The organism is Paenibacillus baimaensis, assembly GCF_025567575.1.
In genome coordinates this window covers 126,485-142,152 of record NZ_JAOQIO010000069.1, presented here as the reverse complement: position 1 = coordinate 142,152, position 15,668 = coordinate 126,485, and the positions used below count along the sequence as shown (strand labels likewise).

Here is a 15,668-nt window from a genome sequence, read left to right as displayed (position 1 = left end):
TGTTTTTAAAACTTAACACTAAACTTCGCTTATTTACAACGAATCCTGTAAATGAACCCCTGACGGCAGCAGCCCCTCAACATGCGCTCTCAAGGCTGGCTCCCCATACAGCTCCTCACTGAGAATCGCTATAAGGCCATGATCCTCACGAGTACGGATCAAACGACCCATACCCTGCTTAAGCCGCAGCAGCATGTAAGGCAGGTCAACCTCCTCGTAAGGCATAATCGCAGATTGGCGTTTGGCCATAAAAACTGGATCCTGCGGTGGAAAAGGCAGCGCCCAAATGATGACGTTGGATAGGGATGGCCCAGGCACATCGAGCCCCTCCCATAAAGTAACCGCACATAGAATGCTTGTCTCTTCACGCTGAAAAGCCGCGATCAAGTCGCTGATTTCACGGTCTCCTTCAAAACGGAACCGCATCCCCGCAACTTCCGGATAATGGACGATGTCTCGTTTGAACCGCTGCAGTGTATCTTTGGTCGGGAACAAAATCAAAGCCCTTCCTTCCGTTCGTACCAGCAGACGGATGGCCGTTTTCATTTTTTCTGAAAAGGTGCCTCTGTATGACCACCGCGGCGCGATAACCTCCATCTGATGTGCATAATCATACGAAGAATCCACACTGAACGACAAGTAATGTTCAATTCCGAGACTTTTCGTCACATAATCGAAAGAACCGTTAACGGACAGTGTCGATGAAGTAAATACAATCGGCATATTCGCGCTGAATACCCGTCTCTTCAGAACTTCCTTCACAGCCCTTGGCATAATGACCAAGGTCAAGCCCGTGATACTCTCCGTTACCCAGCATACAAAGCTTTCTGATTGCAGGAAAAGACTCAGCGCCTTTTGCATCATTTCCAAATGCTCTTCGACAATTCGCGAATGGTATGGATTCAATGAGTACAACTCACTTTCCAGCACCAACTCCTCCTCGATGATCGCAAGCGACTCTCGGAACAGGCTGATCTCTTGCAGCAGCTGCTCATTCAATAGAATCTGTCTACGATCCGAGCCGGGTATCGCCCTGTTTTGCCGCTCCAACAGATCGAACATAGCCTCACTGCGGTCGATCGCTTCGTCGATTAATACCGCCAGCGAATGACGAATCTGACCCTTCAGCAGCCGAACAATTAATTCTTCAAACACAATATGTTTGATTTTGTAGGTCAAGGCTTTCTGCGCCGCGGACTCCAGCAGGTGGCCTTCGTCGAACACGACGGTGCAGTGTTCCGGCAGCAGCGGCAGCTGTCCTCCACGTTTTCTTCCTTCATAAGTCCATACATGCTCCATATAATAATCGTGAGAGCAAATGATCAAATCCGCCGAGCGCCGAAAGTGATCGCGGGAAAGCGTTTGTCCACACCGATGTCGCTGCTCACAGACAAAGCAATCCTGAAAAGCATCCCAGCTGATTTTTTCCCATTGTTCATCGTTCATATCCGGATAATGCTTGCGGTCTCCATAAGCATGAAACGACTGCAGCGTTTCACGATAACGGACAAACTCTGGCAAATGCTCGTACAGGTCCCTGTACAGTCCCGCATCCTCATGACCTAATCTGGCTTCGTCCAGCTTCGTCAGACACACATATTGATCAGGAGATTTGGCTAATCTGGCGTCTATCGCAAGATTCAAGTATCGGGTGAGCTTGGCGATATCTCCCTCCGGCTTGACCAACTGCTCAATCAAGGATTCATCCGCACAAGCGATGATGGCGGGCTTGCGGGTATAACGCGCGTAACAAATCGCATACAGCAAGTACACCAGTGTCTTGCCCGTTCCGACCCCAGCCTCCGCAAATATCGTTTCTTTTCCGGCAAAGGCTCGTTCCAGCTGAAACGCCATAAAAATCTGTTCATCACGAACCTCGAAGCCGGATTCCGGCAATATATCGTATAACACATCCACAATCCATTCGCATGCCTGCTTCACGAAGGGCTGGGTGCGATCATAATGAAACGGATACAGATCCATACTGCATATGCCTCCATCGGGACTGATTTCAGTACACCCATAGCCCCTTTACATTGAAGCTATAGTATCACATAAATGCTACAAACATTCAATAATGCTCAAGTGAACTCACCCTACTTGTGGGCGGTATACAAAGAACCCCCCGGCTAGCCGGAGGGCTGTTCACAAGACGGTTGTTCTTATACTTCAGTTAACTGTTACACCGATCAGCTTGATAATAACTTAGGGTATAAACGATTTGGCGCCAGCAGAATTAATCTGACGAATAATGTTCACTTCCACTCGGCGGTTTTTGGCGCGCCCTTCGGCAGTATCATTCGTATCAATCGGTTGATATTCACCATAGCCGATAGAACGGTAATGGGCCGGATCAATTTTTCCATTTTGCATGAGCAGCTTCATAAAATTCAAGGACCGCTTGGCGCTCAGATCCCAGTTGCTCTGGAACTCTCTCGTATTGATCGGCACGTTATCCGTGAAGCCCGCCACTTCCACATTATATTGATTATAGCCGCTCAGCATACTCGTAATGCTTTGTGCCAGTACCTGCGATTCCTGCTTAATTTCCGCCGAGCCGGATTGAAATAAGGCATTGTCGCGAATCGTAATTTTTAACATATCCTCATTCAATTTGGTTTCCAGCTGGGAAAGAAGACCATTATCCTTGATGTATCCGTCCAGCTTCTGTTGAAGCTCCTTGAGATCCTGCATTTCCTTATCATGCAGAGCCTTCATTTGCTGCTCTTGCTGACTTTCCTGCTCATTTTTTTTCTTTTCATCTTCTTTTTTCTTCTCAATGTTAGGTGAAACAGTCAAAGGTACAATATTCGATTGCTCGAACATTCCTGTGCCGCCGTTAAAGCCCGAATTCAGACCCTTCATGATTTGCTCGAACTTTTTGGAATCAATCTGACTCGAAGCAAACAATATGATAAACAAAGCCAGCAAAAGAGTCAGCAAATCGGCATAGGGGATAAGCCACGTTTCATCGATGTGCTCCTCATGATGCTCATGTCGCTTTTTTTTCATTCAGCGCCACTTCCCTCATCAAGTAAATGACGTTCATTTGGCGGAATATAGACGGACAGCTTTTGCTTCATAGCTATCGTGGATATGCCTGATTGAATGGACAGCAGCCCTTCTACCATAATAAGCTTGATTTCGATTTCCTTCTTGGAAATTTGCTTCAGCTTGTTGGCCATCGGGTGATAGAGCACGTAACCAGAAAAAATACCAAGCAGCGTCGCGACAAAAGCCGCGGAAATCAAGTGACCCAGGTTCTCAACATCGTTCAGATTACTCAAGGCTGCGATGAGTCCAACAACCGCACCAAGCACCCCAAGTGTAGGCGCATAGGTCCCTGCTTGTGTAAAGATCAAGGCACCGTTACGGTGACGTTCCTCTGTTGATGAGATTTCCTCCAGCAGTACATCCCTGACAAATTCGCTATCGTTACCATCAATAATCATCCGCATGCCATTACGCAGGAACGCATCTTCAATTTGATCTACCTGAGTTTCCAATGCGAGCAAACCTTCACGACGTGTAATGGAAACCCAATCCATAAAGCGGCGAACCAATTCTTTTTTTTCGATTAATTGCTGCTGCTTGAACAAAATTTTCATCAATTTGGGAAACTTCTTAAGCTCACTCATTTGAAAGCCAACGAACAAGGTCGCCGCTGTACCTACGAAAATAATAAGAAGTGCTGCCGGGTTCAATAACGACATAACACTTGCACCCTTCAGCGTCATACCGACACCGACGGCGATAACCGCCAATACTAATCCAATAACTGTTGCCTTTTCCATATCCGATGAGCACCCCGCTGTAAATGATTTGAACTTTCTTAATCGTGCTTGATCCCTATATTTCTACATTTCATACATTTATTCGACATCCTGTGACGTGAAGCCTGCTTGAAAATATTAAAATTTATACAAATTTAACTAAATACCATTTTTAGCTTTTAGCCAGGACGAAGGGATTAGGACCAACGTATGATGGTGTTGCAGACAATTGATTCCAATGGCGGAGAATGATGCGGATAAAGCTCACCCCGTTGAAATAACAGTCCTCATTGACCAAATGGCTCTGACCCTTGAAAAGCAAAAAAACAGGACCCCATGGTGCGATCCCGTTCATTTGGAGAACCTATCCCCTCAGCTCGTGTACATACTCATCAACAGTGCATACACAATGGCGGCGATTATGGCAGCTGCTGCGATACTAATCAAGCCTACCCCAATACGTTTTCCCATCTTCTCCCTACTGAGCTTCACAACAAATTCCACTTCAGATGGTAGCTCACCCTGATCCATCGACTTTCTGATATCCGGCAGCTCACGAATATACTTTCTAGAGAGGTATATACCATAACCAATCTGAATTCCCCAAAAGCAAAGCAATAAGGCAACAACAAAAGAAACTACCACAGACACATAGATAAAGAGCGGGATTCCCCCCACAGGTGCAAAAGAATGCGTCAGGGCTGGCGGCTTCTCTCCAGCACCAAGCACGGCCAGATCGTCCGCAGAACCGCTTAACGGCTTCGTGCCATCACACAGCATTGTGGTTTGTTTACCAGTGCCGTCGCTGCTGGCATATACCAGATACTCCCGGTTCATTTCAAAGCTGTAGCCGCAGCTGGAACCGCTTATAGGCGTATTCACATTCAACTCGGCTCGTACCTCTCCCTTCCAGACGTTAGACACCGCGAATGTTACGGTCACAGGATCAGCCGATGAGCTAAAGAAACCTGTGTGTGGTTCTGAGAGCTTCACAACCTTGCCTGCAAATATGGCCGTCTTCCTCTGCAGCTCCTCCTGAACGGATGGCTTCTTGGCACAGGAGCACGCCTGAGAAGGCTGTGGCACCGCGATAAACGTTGCAAACACAAATAAAAGCGTATACAAACCAACAAGTCCTCTTTTCACTTTTCTTTTCCTCCTATGAGCTTTAGCAGAGAGCTGACTTCGTTAGCATCATTCAGATTTCAACACGAATTTTGCTTCAGAAGCTGACATTTATATCATATAGACGAAGCCTGATTACATTTTGTTCCAGTAAAATTTGTTGTCTGTGTCAGATTAGTTACATATTTAGACTATTACCATGAGTTAAGCTACAATAGATTGAAACCTTTTCGGTCTATTTGGAGTTTAAATCATTAAGGACAAATGCTTATTCATTTTAATCAGCAAGGAGATAACCATGACAAACAAACCGATGCTCGCTGTTGTATGCCTGACAATAGCTTTATCTGTATTCAGCGGATGTGGCGGAGATCCCAAGACCCCAACTGTTCAATCCCCACCTGCTGCTAATAATGCCAACCAACCCATTACGCAGCCTGGCACTCCAGCAAACAATCAGACCGCTGCTCCCAATGTGAGCCAAACCGGTTCTCAATCCGGCAATTCAGGCGCTGCCCCAGGCACCGTGGGGAAAGCTGCGGATTCCACTCCGTCCAAACCAGGCGCGATTCAGGTCGTGACCAGCCCGGAAAGCATTACGGTGCTCGTCAATAAACAGCAGGCCCTCCCTGAAAGCTATGAGCCGAAGGATTTGGTCTATCCGAATGTTCCTTTTACATTCACTGAAAAAATCGATAAACGCAAAATGCGCAAGGAAGCCGCTGCAGCTCTGGAAACCTTGTTTGCAGGGGCCAAAAAAGACGGGATCAGCTTGGCCGGAGTTTCTGCTTACAGATCCTACGCTACACAAAAAACGTTATATAACAACTATGTAAAACAAGATGGTGAAGAGAAGGCCAAAACCTACAGCGCCTTACCTGGCCACAGCGAGCATGAGACCGGACTTGCGATTGATGTATCAGGCAGCAACGGCAAATGCGCCGCACAAAATTGCTTTGCCGTTACCAAAGAAGCGAAGTGGCTGGATAGCCATGCCACTGAATATGGATTCATCATTCGTTATCCCGATGGCAAGGAATCCATTACGGGTTATCAATACGAACCTTGGCATTTGCGTTATGTAGGAACACAGCTGTCCAAGGAGCTGGCGCAAAAAAATATAACTTTAGAGGAATATTTTAACGCCGTTCCCGTGCAGTCACGCAAATAGAAAACTAAAGGAGCCCTGATATGTCGACAGTACAAGGAACCAAAGAGAATCCTTGGCAATTAAAAACGCCTCCTCTGACATCTGATTACGAAATGTACAAGGACGAAAAAGATGGAAAGGCCATTTTAGTTTGCACAGTAGGCAAAACGGTTTTACATTATGACTATCGCTGTGTTGACGACTTATATGCCATGCTCAAACTGCATGGTGACTGGATGGAGCTTGGCAGTGCTGATGAGCAGAAACCTGTCAAAGAAGGCACAGTTGAAGCCTGGGGACGTTCACCTGAAAATCCGGTCGGTGGGTGGTACGGGTTGAAAAAGGGGCTGCGTGGTCGATTGGGCATGTACCTACCTCCTCTAATGGAACAGCTGGGACTTGCGGAGGTTGAACACAATCCCAGGAACAATCGGATCAGAGCCATATAATATCATCACAAATCAAAGGGAGAACCTACTCAGCGTGGGCTCTCCCTTCTACTACTTATCCATCATAATCGATTGTTGGCAATGGTTGTAAGGCTGGGCCTTCAAGCACCTCACCCTTAAAATTAAAGCGTGAGCCGTGACATGGGCAATCCCAGGATCTATCCCCATTGTTCCATTTGACTTCGCAGCCCATATGGGTACAGGTCGTATCGACAAGATGCAGCTTCCCTTCCGTATCTCGATACGCCCCCGCACGCTTTCCGTTTATTTGGATCACCGAACCTTCATCCAATCCTAACGAATCAGCCTTCCTCGAAACAGCTTCCAGCTTGCCACCGATCAGTTGCTTGGCCACATCAAAATTCTCAACGATCAAATTTTTAATACCAGGATCTGGTTTAAACCGTGAAGGGGTAAACAGCTCGGTATAAGGATTCTCTTGTCCCATGAGCTGATCTTTCAGCAGCAGCGCAGCTGCTATCCCTGTGGTCATGCCCCATTTTTTATATCCGGTAGCCACCCAAACATTGGGATGACTTGCCGTTATGGGACCAATATAAGGGACCTTGTCCAACGTCAGCAAATCCTGCGCAGACCAGCGGTATGGAATGTCTTGAATACCGAAGGTTTGCTCCCCGAACCGTTCAAGATTCTGATAATACTCGTAGGTCGGCTCCCCCTGTCCTGTTTTATGCGTCTCCCCACCGATCAGTACCATCTGCTCACCATTAATCGTTACCGATCTCAACGATCGCTTAGGCTCGTCCACACTCAGATACATCCCACCTGGATAGTCGGCGATCGGCTTCATGGCAATGATATAGGAGCGTTCAGCGTGGAGTCGGGTAAAATACAGACCAAGTCCGTCATAGAATGGAAAGTGGGAGCTTGCAATCACATGACGGCAAGTAATCTGCTTTCCATCCATCGTCCAGATTTTCTGACGATCTCCTTGTTCCACTTTTCCATCGATCCTTGTATGCTCGTATACCCGGCCCCCTGCTTTAACAAAATGGGCTAGTAACCCATTCATAAATTTCACAGGGTGAAATTGCGCCTGCCCAGACAGCCTGAGTGCCGCGCAGACTTCAATAGGTAACGGAATATTTTGGACCAACTCCCCGGGTATCCCCAGCTTCTCGTAGGCTTTATACTCCAGCTCCAGTTTACTTGCTGATTCGGCGGTTTGGGCGTATAAATAAGCGTCCTCCTCCGACCACTCACAATCGATGTGCAGATCGGCTGCCGTACGCTGAATAAACTTCATCGCCTCGTTGTTAGCTTTATAATAAAGCAGCGCCTGATCCACGCCAAAATTTTTAATTAATTCATCGTAGATAAGGTCATGCTGCACGGTTATTTTGGCCGTTGTATTACCTGTGGTTCCGTGAATAATCTGATTAGCTTCGAATAGTGCGACCCGATGACCTTTTTCGGCTAACAGATAGGCAAGCGTAATCCCCGTGATCCCGGCGCCAACAATTGCATAATCGACATCGATATTCTCGTTAAGCGGCGGGAACGAGCTCGGCGGAGCGGATTCAATCCAATACGATTGTGGAGATTCCGGGATTTTGCCCTCGGCGGACGGGTGATCAGCATTCATTTCACTTCACTCCTTCGTTCTGCGGTTTAGGTTCTCTTTGTTCATGATTACCACGATTGACCTGACCTAAACCAGCATGGAAAAGAGCTAAGGTATATTGATAAAATCCAACTATTTTGACATGCTCCTGACACACTGCCATCGTACACTAAATATAAATTAAATCTGTGGAGATGATCTTATGCATTTTGCTCATGTACTTTATCTTTCAGCCATGCTGCTCATCAGTGCTTGCACCAACACGAACGGAACGATATTGCCCTCAACGACGACAACGGCTCCGCCACTATCAGTGCCAACTGCACCAGAGCAGGCAAGTTTCACGAAGGGTGCGGCCACCACCATTAATCCCGGGTTGCTTGCTTGCAAGGGAGGGCGTGTCAGTGCCGTTGGAGAGATCAAGTCAGAGGACGGCAAAACCTGGACAGTCCCCACTACTGTGAACAATAAGCTTCCTGATGCTTCTGACTTGCTTAATCCATGCACAAATGTCTTACATCCAAATCTCGCAGCCGTTGACTTAAACAAAGTTCCTGTCATTGAAATCGATCCAGACGGTACGATCATCACTGGTTACATTTTTGCAGATAACTATTTCGAGCTATATGTCAATGGCAAGCCCGCAGTCAAGGACGCTGTTCCTTTCACACCATTCAACTCTCATGTCGTCCGTTTCAAAGCTGCATACCCTATGACCTATGCGTTTAAGGTTGTCGATTGGGAAGAAAATCTTGGCCTCGGTACCGAGGATAACAAAGGCAACAAATATCATCCCGGAGATGCCGGTATAGTTGCAACCTTCAGTGATGGTACCGTGACGGATAACCGCTGGAAGGCACAAAGCTACTACATCGCCCCCCTAATGAACAAAACTGATCTGGTAATCGAGGAGAAGAATGGCAGGACGGTCCGATCCACTCCCAATGCTTCTAAAGCTCCGTCATGTGCGGCAAATTGTTATGCTGCCCACTTTGCTATTCCTGACAATTGGTATGCTGCCGATTTCAATGACTCTTCATGGCCGCAGGCTGTCACCTATTCAGCCGCAACGGTAGGAGTCGATAATAAGCGGGAATATACAAACTTCAGCAATGAATTCAAAAAAGGCTCCTTCGTCTGGACGAATAATCTTATTCTTGATAATGAAATTCTTTTACGCCATACTGTCGAGAAGGCTTCTAAATAAGAGGCCCCCCCCCCTTCCTTGATAAGTGCAAAAAAAGCTTCGCCATCGTACTTTAGTGGCAAAGCTTTTTGCGTTGTGGGTGGATTTGGTGATCGAGAAAAACCGGATCAGCTTCCGCTGCTATGATATCGCCACTGACTCTCCCTGCTTCACGGATCGATAACCGGCAAGGGCAACTTCGGTCGAACGCAGGCCATCCAATCCCGTAATCGGTACCGATTCGCCAGCAAGCAGCGCATGGACAAATGCCTTTACCATGTAAAAGTCCATCGGATCACCATAGAACATACTTACGCCTTTCCCCAAGGAGTCGCTGTAAAGCATGTTGCTTTGGGCAAAAGCATCGATAGATAGATGACCTTTCGATCCGATGATTTCCATCGTCACATCGCCCCATGTTGGAAACGATTTAGGCCTTGACCAGCTTGTGTCCAGCACACCGATCGTACCATTCGCAAACTTGACATGAATCATCCCCGCATCGTCAACCTCCAGCCCTTCATGAAACAGAGTATTGCAATATGCGTAAACATCTGTCACTTTGGACCCGGTGAACCAGTTCATAAGATCCATCACATGGACGGTGTGATCCAGCAGAGCACCCCCGCCAGATAAGCCGGGCTCTGTAAACCAGCCTCCGGGTGCGGTTCCGCGATTCGTCCCTTTAATCGCCAGGATCTCGCCGATTTCACCTTGCTCAACTGCCTTCTTCGCCTTCGCTACGGCTGCCAGATAGCGGCATGGGAACGCCGTCATCAGCTGAACACCGTTCGTTTCACAGACTTCGATCATACGCTCCATTTCTGCAACGGATAAGCCAAGTGGTTTTTCACACAAAACGTGCTTACCCGCTTCAGCGGCAGCGATAACCTGCCCAGCATGGTTCACATTTTCCGAGCAGATGACCACAGCATCAGCATCCGTCTTCAGCAATTCCTGATGATCCGCAAAATATCGCAGTCCATGCTTGCTTACCACAGACTCCACTCTGCTGCTCTTTTCATCGGCAATGCCGACGATCTCGACCTCAGGCAGCTCCAATAGAGATTTCAGATATGAATGGGCATGTCCGTGAGCAAAGCTGATCATACCTACTTTTAATTTTGTCATGTCGGCGATACCTCCCGTTTGTCTTGACCTATTGTGACAACCTTCCCGGTTTGAACAGACTGAACGACAGCAAGAGCGATTTCCAGCGCTTTATAAGCATCCTTAGGAGTAACGACCGATTCCCGGTTGTCGCGAACGCATTCGATAAAATGACGCAGCTCCTTCTCATAAGGAGTTTCATATCCCGGGCTTTCCGGCACCTCCACGAAAGGTCCCTTGCTTAACGAAGCAGCCGGTTTACGTACTTGCAGCGATTTGGAGGTCGATCTGTCACTGCGGATGACACCGCCGCTTCCGGCAAACTCAACTGCTGTTGTGAACGCTCCCGGATATCCCCAATACGCTTCCAGATTAGCGACAGCCTCGCTTTCGAATACAAGCGTTGCCGTTGCATAGTCCACTTGATCATTATGCTTGTGCTGCGCGAACACCGAGCGGACTTCACCTGCAACCCAGCGCATGTAATCGATATCGTGTACCATTAAATCCAATACCACACCACCGCTTTTGTCATCCTCCCGATACCAAGGACGAATGTCACCGGGATGTACGCCTATCCGCTTCGCATGTGCAACGCCAAGCCGACCAATCGAGCCATCATCAATCTGCTGCTTCATCTGAACATATTCCGAAAAAAAGCGGACAACATGTCCGACGAACAGCCTGACGTTATGACGTCTGCAGGCCTCAATCATTTCTGCAGCGTCCTCCAGATGGAGCGCAATCGGTTTTTCACAAATCACATGTTTACCAGCTTTAGCCGCCTCAATTACAGCCGATTTATGCAAATAGCTCGGAAGCGTAATACTCACGATTTCACAATCGCTGTGTGCCAACATATCGGCAAGAGACACATAAGCTTTGGTACCCACCTTGGCAGCCAATTGCTGTGCCCGTTCTTCCAACATGTCGCAAACACCTGTAACCGTGACTCCGGATATGTTCGCATAGCATTCAGCATGTATGTTTCCCATGCCTCCACAACCAACTACAGCGACTTTCATATGTATCCCTCTTCTCTGATTGTTGTATAATAGTTCTACATTCAAGATACAACTAGATGAAGGTGACTTGTATGACCGCTTTTGCTGAATTACTATCCTAATTTGTCGGCTGGTAGCCATACAGGAGAGATTTAATGAACATTTATAAAGAACCGATTCATTACCAGAATCCTCTTCTACATATCAAAGTCTGGGAGTTTACTTCGAGCGGCAGCGTTGCCGTCACCCCTCCTATTAACTTAACCTGGCACCATCATCCAGAAGTCGAATTTATTTATGTACGTTCAGGTATTCATGGTATGCATACGCTTACTAATCGATATATCCTGAATCCAGGCGATATTATGGTCATTGGCTCCTCCCAGCTGCACTGGGGCAACAAGCTCAGTGATGAAGATCTCGTCTATATCGTGCTTCATGTAGATTTGCAGCCTTATTTTGATCCTACAATGATGATGTATTATCCGCATTTCTCTGAAATCCACCAGCCTCTCGAAACGCTAAACGAGATGTTTCGTGAAGACCAGCATCTTAGAGAAGAAGTAGCCGGCTTCATTCTCCGCATTCATGAAGAAATGATGGGACGCGACAAAGGCTATGAGATCGCAACCAGCATTTATATCCGCCACATATTGCTGACGATGCTGCGGGGAGACCACAGAAATTTGCTGAAAGGTAATATCGCGGACGGCACCCTCTTATTGCGACCCATACTTGAGCATGTGGACCAGCATTTATGCGAAAAGATCGATATGGAGGAAGTGAGCAAGCTGGCGAATATGAGCTACTCCTATTTTTCCAAGTTTTTCAAAAAAACAATGAGCCTTACATTTACCGAATATGTTAACCGAAAACGGATTTCTCGTGCCGAACAGCTGCTTCTCACCAGCTCCATGACGATTACGGAAATTGCTGAATCAATCGGAATCGAGAACATGGCTCATTTCTATGAAATGTTCAAGCGATTTAATGGCTGTACGCCAAAGCAATTTTTGCTCAAAATGAGCACAGATACATCAACCGGAGTCCAAAATAAGAGTAACTGAGTTATCCATCAGTTACTCTTTAACCCGTCGATGACGATTTGGGCTTAATCGCAAGCAATGCACATAATCCGCCCACCCCTGCGATAGCGGCAAATGTATAGAATAATAAGGGCTCTTTACCCAGGAGCAGGGAAGTGACCGGTGGACCAGCCGCAACGCCTATAAATCGCATACTGCTGTAAAGTGAAGTAATCGTGCCGCGCTGCTTTTTATCGATGCCTTCCGTAATCAGCGCATCCAGACAAGGCAAGGCCGCCCCAATACCAAGTCCGGCGGCGAATAGTAGGGAAAGCAGCAGCAGCAATGCCTTGGTAGGCACCCATCCACATACCAGCATAGCTGCAGTCACAATAACGAGCCCTGTGAAGGTAAACCATTTCATCCGCTGCTTGTTCTCCCCTACCAGCTTGCCTGTCACATAGGAAAATAAGCAGACGGCTGTCAGCGGAATCGCCAGCAGCAAGCCCTTCCGTATCCCTTCAATGTGGTATTGTTCTTCCAGTATGGTAGACAGGTAAAATAAAAATCCGAACAAAATATACATACCGATTCCGCCAATGCCAAATATGGCATATAGCCAACGTCCCTTTTGCTGCAGAATTTGTTTGATTGAAGTAATAAAGGCTTTTAGCGTCACCTTTTCCCCCTGCTTATTGCCGGGGACCTTGATCAGAAAAGCTACCGCCAGAATCGAGATCAGACAGAAGAAGGGAATAATAAGAAAAGGCAGAAACCAGACCAGCAGAGCCAACGCAGAACCCAGTATAGGACTGAGCACCTTCCCGAATGTATTCGAGGTCTCTACGATGCCCAATCCGCTTGTAACCTCCTCCTCGCTTTGGAACATGTCCCCCACGAGCGGTATCACGATAGGAAAGGCACCGGCGGCTCCAATCCCCTGTACGAATCTACCCGCCAGTATGACCCAATAGGCAGCCATACCATCCATTAACCAAGCACCCGAACCCGATATGCCCCCTCCAATCGCAGCGAGAATCAGACTCGGTATAATAATTTTTTTTCGTCCGAAGCGATCAGACAAATAACCGGCTATAGGAATGCATATAATCGCAATTGCCGCATAAACGGTAATAATCAAACTCGATTGAACGGAGGAAATCCCCAGCTTTTTCTCCATGATCGGCAGCAAAGGGATCAGCATGGAATTGGCCAATGTCATAATAATCGGAATCGATGCCACAGCCGCGAGTTCGAGTTTCTTCGTATGATTCAAGTGAATTCCGCCTTTTCGAGTGATCTCAGAGTTCCGATAGGGCAAATCGGCTTTGCTTATCATCATTCAAACCGCCCGGAAATATACATATCCCGTACCGTTTGCACTCTTTTCACACCAAATAACTTTTTGCATTCCTCAAAGGGAATGAACAAAAGGTTGTCGGATATTTATGATTTAGATGGTTAATGATTGGGATCGTTAATCTCTTGTCGTGCTGATCTTCTTAAAATGCTTCCGGACAATTTCGTAAGCCAGCTTTGGTCGGCGGTATTCGTCCACAATGCCCTTGCTGTTCTTCGTCTGTGCGCGCCAGATGGCCCACGAGCCCTCTTCGCTAACGCGGCAGTCGCAGAACTGCCAAATCAACATACCCGATATATAATCGCGTTCGCCGTAAGCCTGCAGATTGCTGTCAATAATGTCGGCCTGTCGTTCCTCAGTACCCTTCACTCGGGATGGAGATCGATAACCATAAAAGCCATCGCCACCAAACTCGCTCATAATCATCGGCTTACCAAGTCCTCCTGCTGCATCTGCCCAGCCTCTCGCTCTGTCACACAGCTCACCTGGATCTTCAGCTCCGTACCAGCCTGGATACAAATTGAAGGAAACGATATCGGCCAGATCAAAGCACAGCTCCTTCTCCCGATGGTGCGAAGCAAAGGTCAGCGGCCGGCTTCCATCCATCTTACGAATCTGCTCCAACTGTCGCTTATAATGGGCTCTGCCCTCCTCCGTATCGCTCGCGCACTCATTCAGAATGGCCCAGATGATGATAGCGGGGTGGTTCTGGTGACCCTCGACCATTTCCTTGTTCACCATCGCACACTGCTCAATGAAATGTGGATTTTGCATCCGCTCCAAGCTTAAGCCTCGGGCATGATTCTCTTCCCAGACATAGAAGCCCCTTTCGTCACACAAATCCAAAAACCGCTCATCATTCGGATAATGACTGGTACGGACACAGTTCGCGCCCATATCCGCCATCAGGTCCAGATCCTTCACCATCAATGCCAAAGGAAAAGCCGCTCCGACAATTGGATGATCTTCATGCCGATTGAAGCCTTTCAGTACAATATCCTCGCCATTGACTTGAATACGTCCTTCAAGCGTAGTGACCGTTCGAAAACCCACTCGCTCAATCAGATCGTCAACAGCCGTTAAGCCTTCAACAGGCTCGCCATTACTAGCGAACAGCTGGCAGCTTAATGCATACAGCTGCGGATGACGAGCCGACCAAGCTTTGGCATCCGGCACTTGGAAGCTTCCCACAACAACCAGCTCGGCTCCTGGCTGAATGCTCGCCGTATCCCATTGCAATTGCTGGCCTGCCAGCTCGCCGCGAAGCTGAAAGCTTTGCTCCACAACCGATACGTTGCGGACTGCCACCTCTATGCGTGCGCTCCACTCTCCATGCTGAAGCTGTGGGATAAAACCGATCCGCTCGATGTACAGCTCGTTAATCGTTTCCATCACCACAGGCCGAATCAAACCGCCATATGTGTAATAGTCATTCGGGATGTGGAGGGCAGAACCTTCATGAAAGCTGTTATCCACCTCTATCGTAAGCGTGTGCTCCCCTGGCATCACATGCCGTACCACTGCAGCGAATGCTGTATACGCATTATAATGCGCAGCAATCAGCTTGCCGTCAAAAAATACACGCGCGGTATGGCTTACTCCCTTGAATACAAAACGCAATGCAGCGGCTTCCTTGGCGATGACGATTCTCCTCCGATACAAGCCCTTACCCCGATAGGTTAACAGCTCGGGATGCTGCTCCCAGCAGCCAGGGACCGGCAGCCGATAACCGTAATCAGGCTCCGCTGTTGTGATGGTATCGCTGCCAGCCACCATACTGCTGGGGCTATCCGTGTTATCATTGCTACCCTGTGCAGCCTGTTCGATCACGGCAAAATCCCACATACCCTCAAGCTCCGTTACTTGACGAAGCTGATTCGTTTCAAATAAACGGATCATCA

13 protein-coding genes are annotated in these 15,668 nt (G+C 47.8%); 4 read left to right on the top strand and 9 right to left on the bottom strand.

Going from position 1 to position 15,668, the window contains the following annotated elements:
- Positions 1-33: 33 nt before the first annotated feature.
- From OB236_RS17485 to OB236_RS17470, 4 genes are all read right to left on the bottom strand, one after another.
- Positions 34-1,983 (bottom strand): ATP-dependent DNA helicase, encoded by a 1,950-nt coding sequence (locus OB236_RS17485; protein WP_262685156.1) that lies wholly within the window; start codon positions 1,981-1,983, stop codon positions 34-36.
- Positions 1,984-2,205: 222 nt separating this feature from the next.
- On the bottom strand, positions 2,206-3,012 hold the full coding sequence (gene motB / locus OB236_RS17480) for a flagellar motor protein MotB (RefSeq protein WP_076230966.1): 807 nt from the start codon (positions 3,010-3,012) through the stop codon (positions 2,206-2,208).
- A complete protein-coding gene (gene motA / locus OB236_RS17475; protein ID WP_076230964.1) occupies positions 3,009-3,794 on the bottom strand; it encodes a flagellar motor stator protein MotA in 786 nt (261 codons plus the stop codon). The genes motB and motA overlap by 4 nt, the downstream gene beginning before the upstream one ends.
- A 351-nt stretch (positions 3,795-4,145) precedes the next feature.
- Positions 4,146-4,919, bottom strand: coding sequence for a hypothetical protein (locus tag OB236_RS17470; protein ID WP_262685155.1), 774 nt, complete (start codon positions 4,917-4,919; stop codon positions 4,146-4,148).
- Between the two features lie 277 nt (positions 4,920-5,196).
- Here OB236_RS17470 and OB236_RS17465 point away from each other — a divergent pair, with 277 nt between their 5' ends.
- Together OB236_RS17465 and OB236_RS17460 are read left to right on the top strand one after the other, a co-directional pair.
- Complete coding sequence (locus tag OB236_RS17465) at positions 5,197-6,069, top strand: M15 family metallopeptidase (RefSeq protein WP_262685154.1); 873 nt, start codon at positions 5,197-5,199, stop codon at positions 6,067-6,069.
- Positions 6,070-6,089: 20 nt separating this feature from the next.
- Positions 6,090-6,497, top strand: a complete 408-nt coding sequence (locus OB236_RS17460; protein ID WP_262685153.1) for a DUF6855 family protein — start codon at positions 6,090-6,092, stop codon at positions 6,495-6,497.
- A gap of 55 nt (positions 6,498-6,552) precedes the next feature.
- Here the strand turns inward: OB236_RS17460 and OB236_RS17455 are convergent, their stop codons facing one another.
- Entirely contained in the window at positions 6,553-8,103 is a 1,551-nt protein-coding gene (locus OB236_RS17455) for an FAD-dependent oxidoreductase (RefSeq protein ID WP_262685152.1), read from the bottom strand.
- Between the two features lie 181 nt (positions 8,104-8,284).
- Here OB236_RS17455 and OB236_RS17450 point away from each other — a divergent pair, with 181 nt between their 5' ends.
- Positions 8,285-9,289, top strand: coding sequence for a hypothetical protein (locus tag OB236_RS17450; protein WP_262685151.1), 1,005 nt, complete (start codon positions 8,285-8,287; stop codon positions 9,287-9,289).
- A gap of 120 nt (positions 9,290-9,409) precedes the next feature.
- Here OB236_RS17450 and OB236_RS17445 read toward each other — a convergent pair whose 3' ends face one another.
- A complete protein-coding gene (locus OB236_RS17445) occupies positions 9,410-10,399 on the bottom strand; it encodes a Gfo/Idh/MocA family protein (RefSeq protein WP_262685150.1) in 990 nt (329 codons plus the stop codon).
- Positions 10,396-11,403, bottom strand: a complete 1,008-nt coding sequence (locus OB236_RS17440; RefSeq protein WP_262685149.1) for a Gfo/Idh/MocA family protein — start codon at positions 11,401-11,403, stop codon at positions 10,396-10,398. The genes OB236_RS17445 and OB236_RS17440 overlap by 4 nt, the downstream gene beginning before the upstream one ends.
- Positions 11,404-11,537: 134 nt before the next feature.
- Between OB236_RS17440 and OB236_RS17435 the strand changes: the two genes are divergently transcribed.
- Positions 11,538-12,449 (top strand): helix-turn-helix domain-containing protein, encoded by a 912-nt coding sequence (locus OB236_RS17435; protein ID WP_262685148.1) that lies wholly within the window; start codon positions 11,538-11,540, stop codon positions 12,447-12,449.
- A 19-nt stretch (positions 12,450-12,468) separates the two neighbouring features.
- Here OB236_RS17435 and OB236_RS17430 read toward each other — a convergent pair whose 3' ends face one another.
- Positions 12,469-13,749, bottom strand: a complete 1,281-nt coding sequence (locus OB236_RS17430; protein WP_262685147.1) for an MFS transporter — start codon at positions 13,747-13,749, stop codon at positions 12,469-12,471.
- A gap of 135 nt (positions 13,750-13,884) precedes the next feature.
- Complete coding sequence (locus tag OB236_RS17425; protein ID WP_262685146.1) at positions 13,885-15,666, bottom strand: glycoside hydrolase family 2 protein; 1,782 nt, start codon at positions 15,664-15,666, stop codon at positions 13,885-13,887.
- Positions 15,667-15,668 lie beyond the last annotated feature (2 nt).

Bases quoted from the DNA above. Each gene is read 5' to 3' on its own strand.
- OB236_RS17455 (WP_262685152.1), bottom strand. From the start codon at position 8,103: ATGAATGCTGATCACCCGTCCGCCGAGGGCAAAATCCCGGAATCTCCA.
- OB236_RS17425 (WP_262685146.1), bottom strand. From the start codon at position 15,666: ATGATCCGTTTATTTGAAACGAATCAGCTTCGTCAAGTAACGGAGCTT.
- OB236_RS17450 (WP_262685151.1), top strand. From the start codon at position 8,285: ATGCATTTTGCTCATGTACTTTATCTTTCAGCCATGCTGCTCATCAGT.
- OB236_RS17440 (WP_262685149.1), bottom strand. From the start codon at position 11,403: ATGAAAGTCGCTGTAGTTGGTTGTGGAGGCATGGGAAACATACATGCT.
- OB236_RS17435 (WP_262685148.1), top strand. From the start codon at position 11,538: ATGAACATTTATAAAGAACCGATTCATTACCAGAATCCTCTTCTACAT.
- OB236_RS17465 (WP_262685154.1), top strand. From the start codon at position 5,197: ATGACAAACAAACCGATGCTCGCTGTTGTATGCCTGACAATAGCTTTA.
- motA (WP_076230964.1), bottom strand. From the start codon at position 3,794: ATGGAAAAGGCAACAGTTATTGGATTAGTATTGGCGGTTATCGCCGTC.
- OB236_RS17430 (WP_262685147.1), bottom strand. From the start codon at position 13,749: ATGATGATAAGCAAAGCCGATTTGCCCTATCGGAACTCTGAGATCACT.
- motB (WP_076230966.1), bottom strand. From the start codon at position 3,012: ATGAAAAAAAAGCGACATGAGCATCATGAGGAGCACATCGATGAAACG.
- OB236_RS17460 (WP_262685153.1), top strand. From the start codon at position 6,090: ATGTCGACAGTACAAGGAACCAAAGAGAATCCTTGGCAATTAAAAACG.
- OB236_RS17485 (WP_262685156.1), bottom strand. From the start codon at position 1,983: ATGGATCTGTATCCGTTTCATTATGATCGCACCCAGCCCTTCGTGAAG.
- OB236_RS17445 (WP_262685150.1), bottom strand. From the start codon at position 10,399: ATGACAAAATTAAAAGTAGGTATGATCAGCTTTGCTCACGGACATGCC.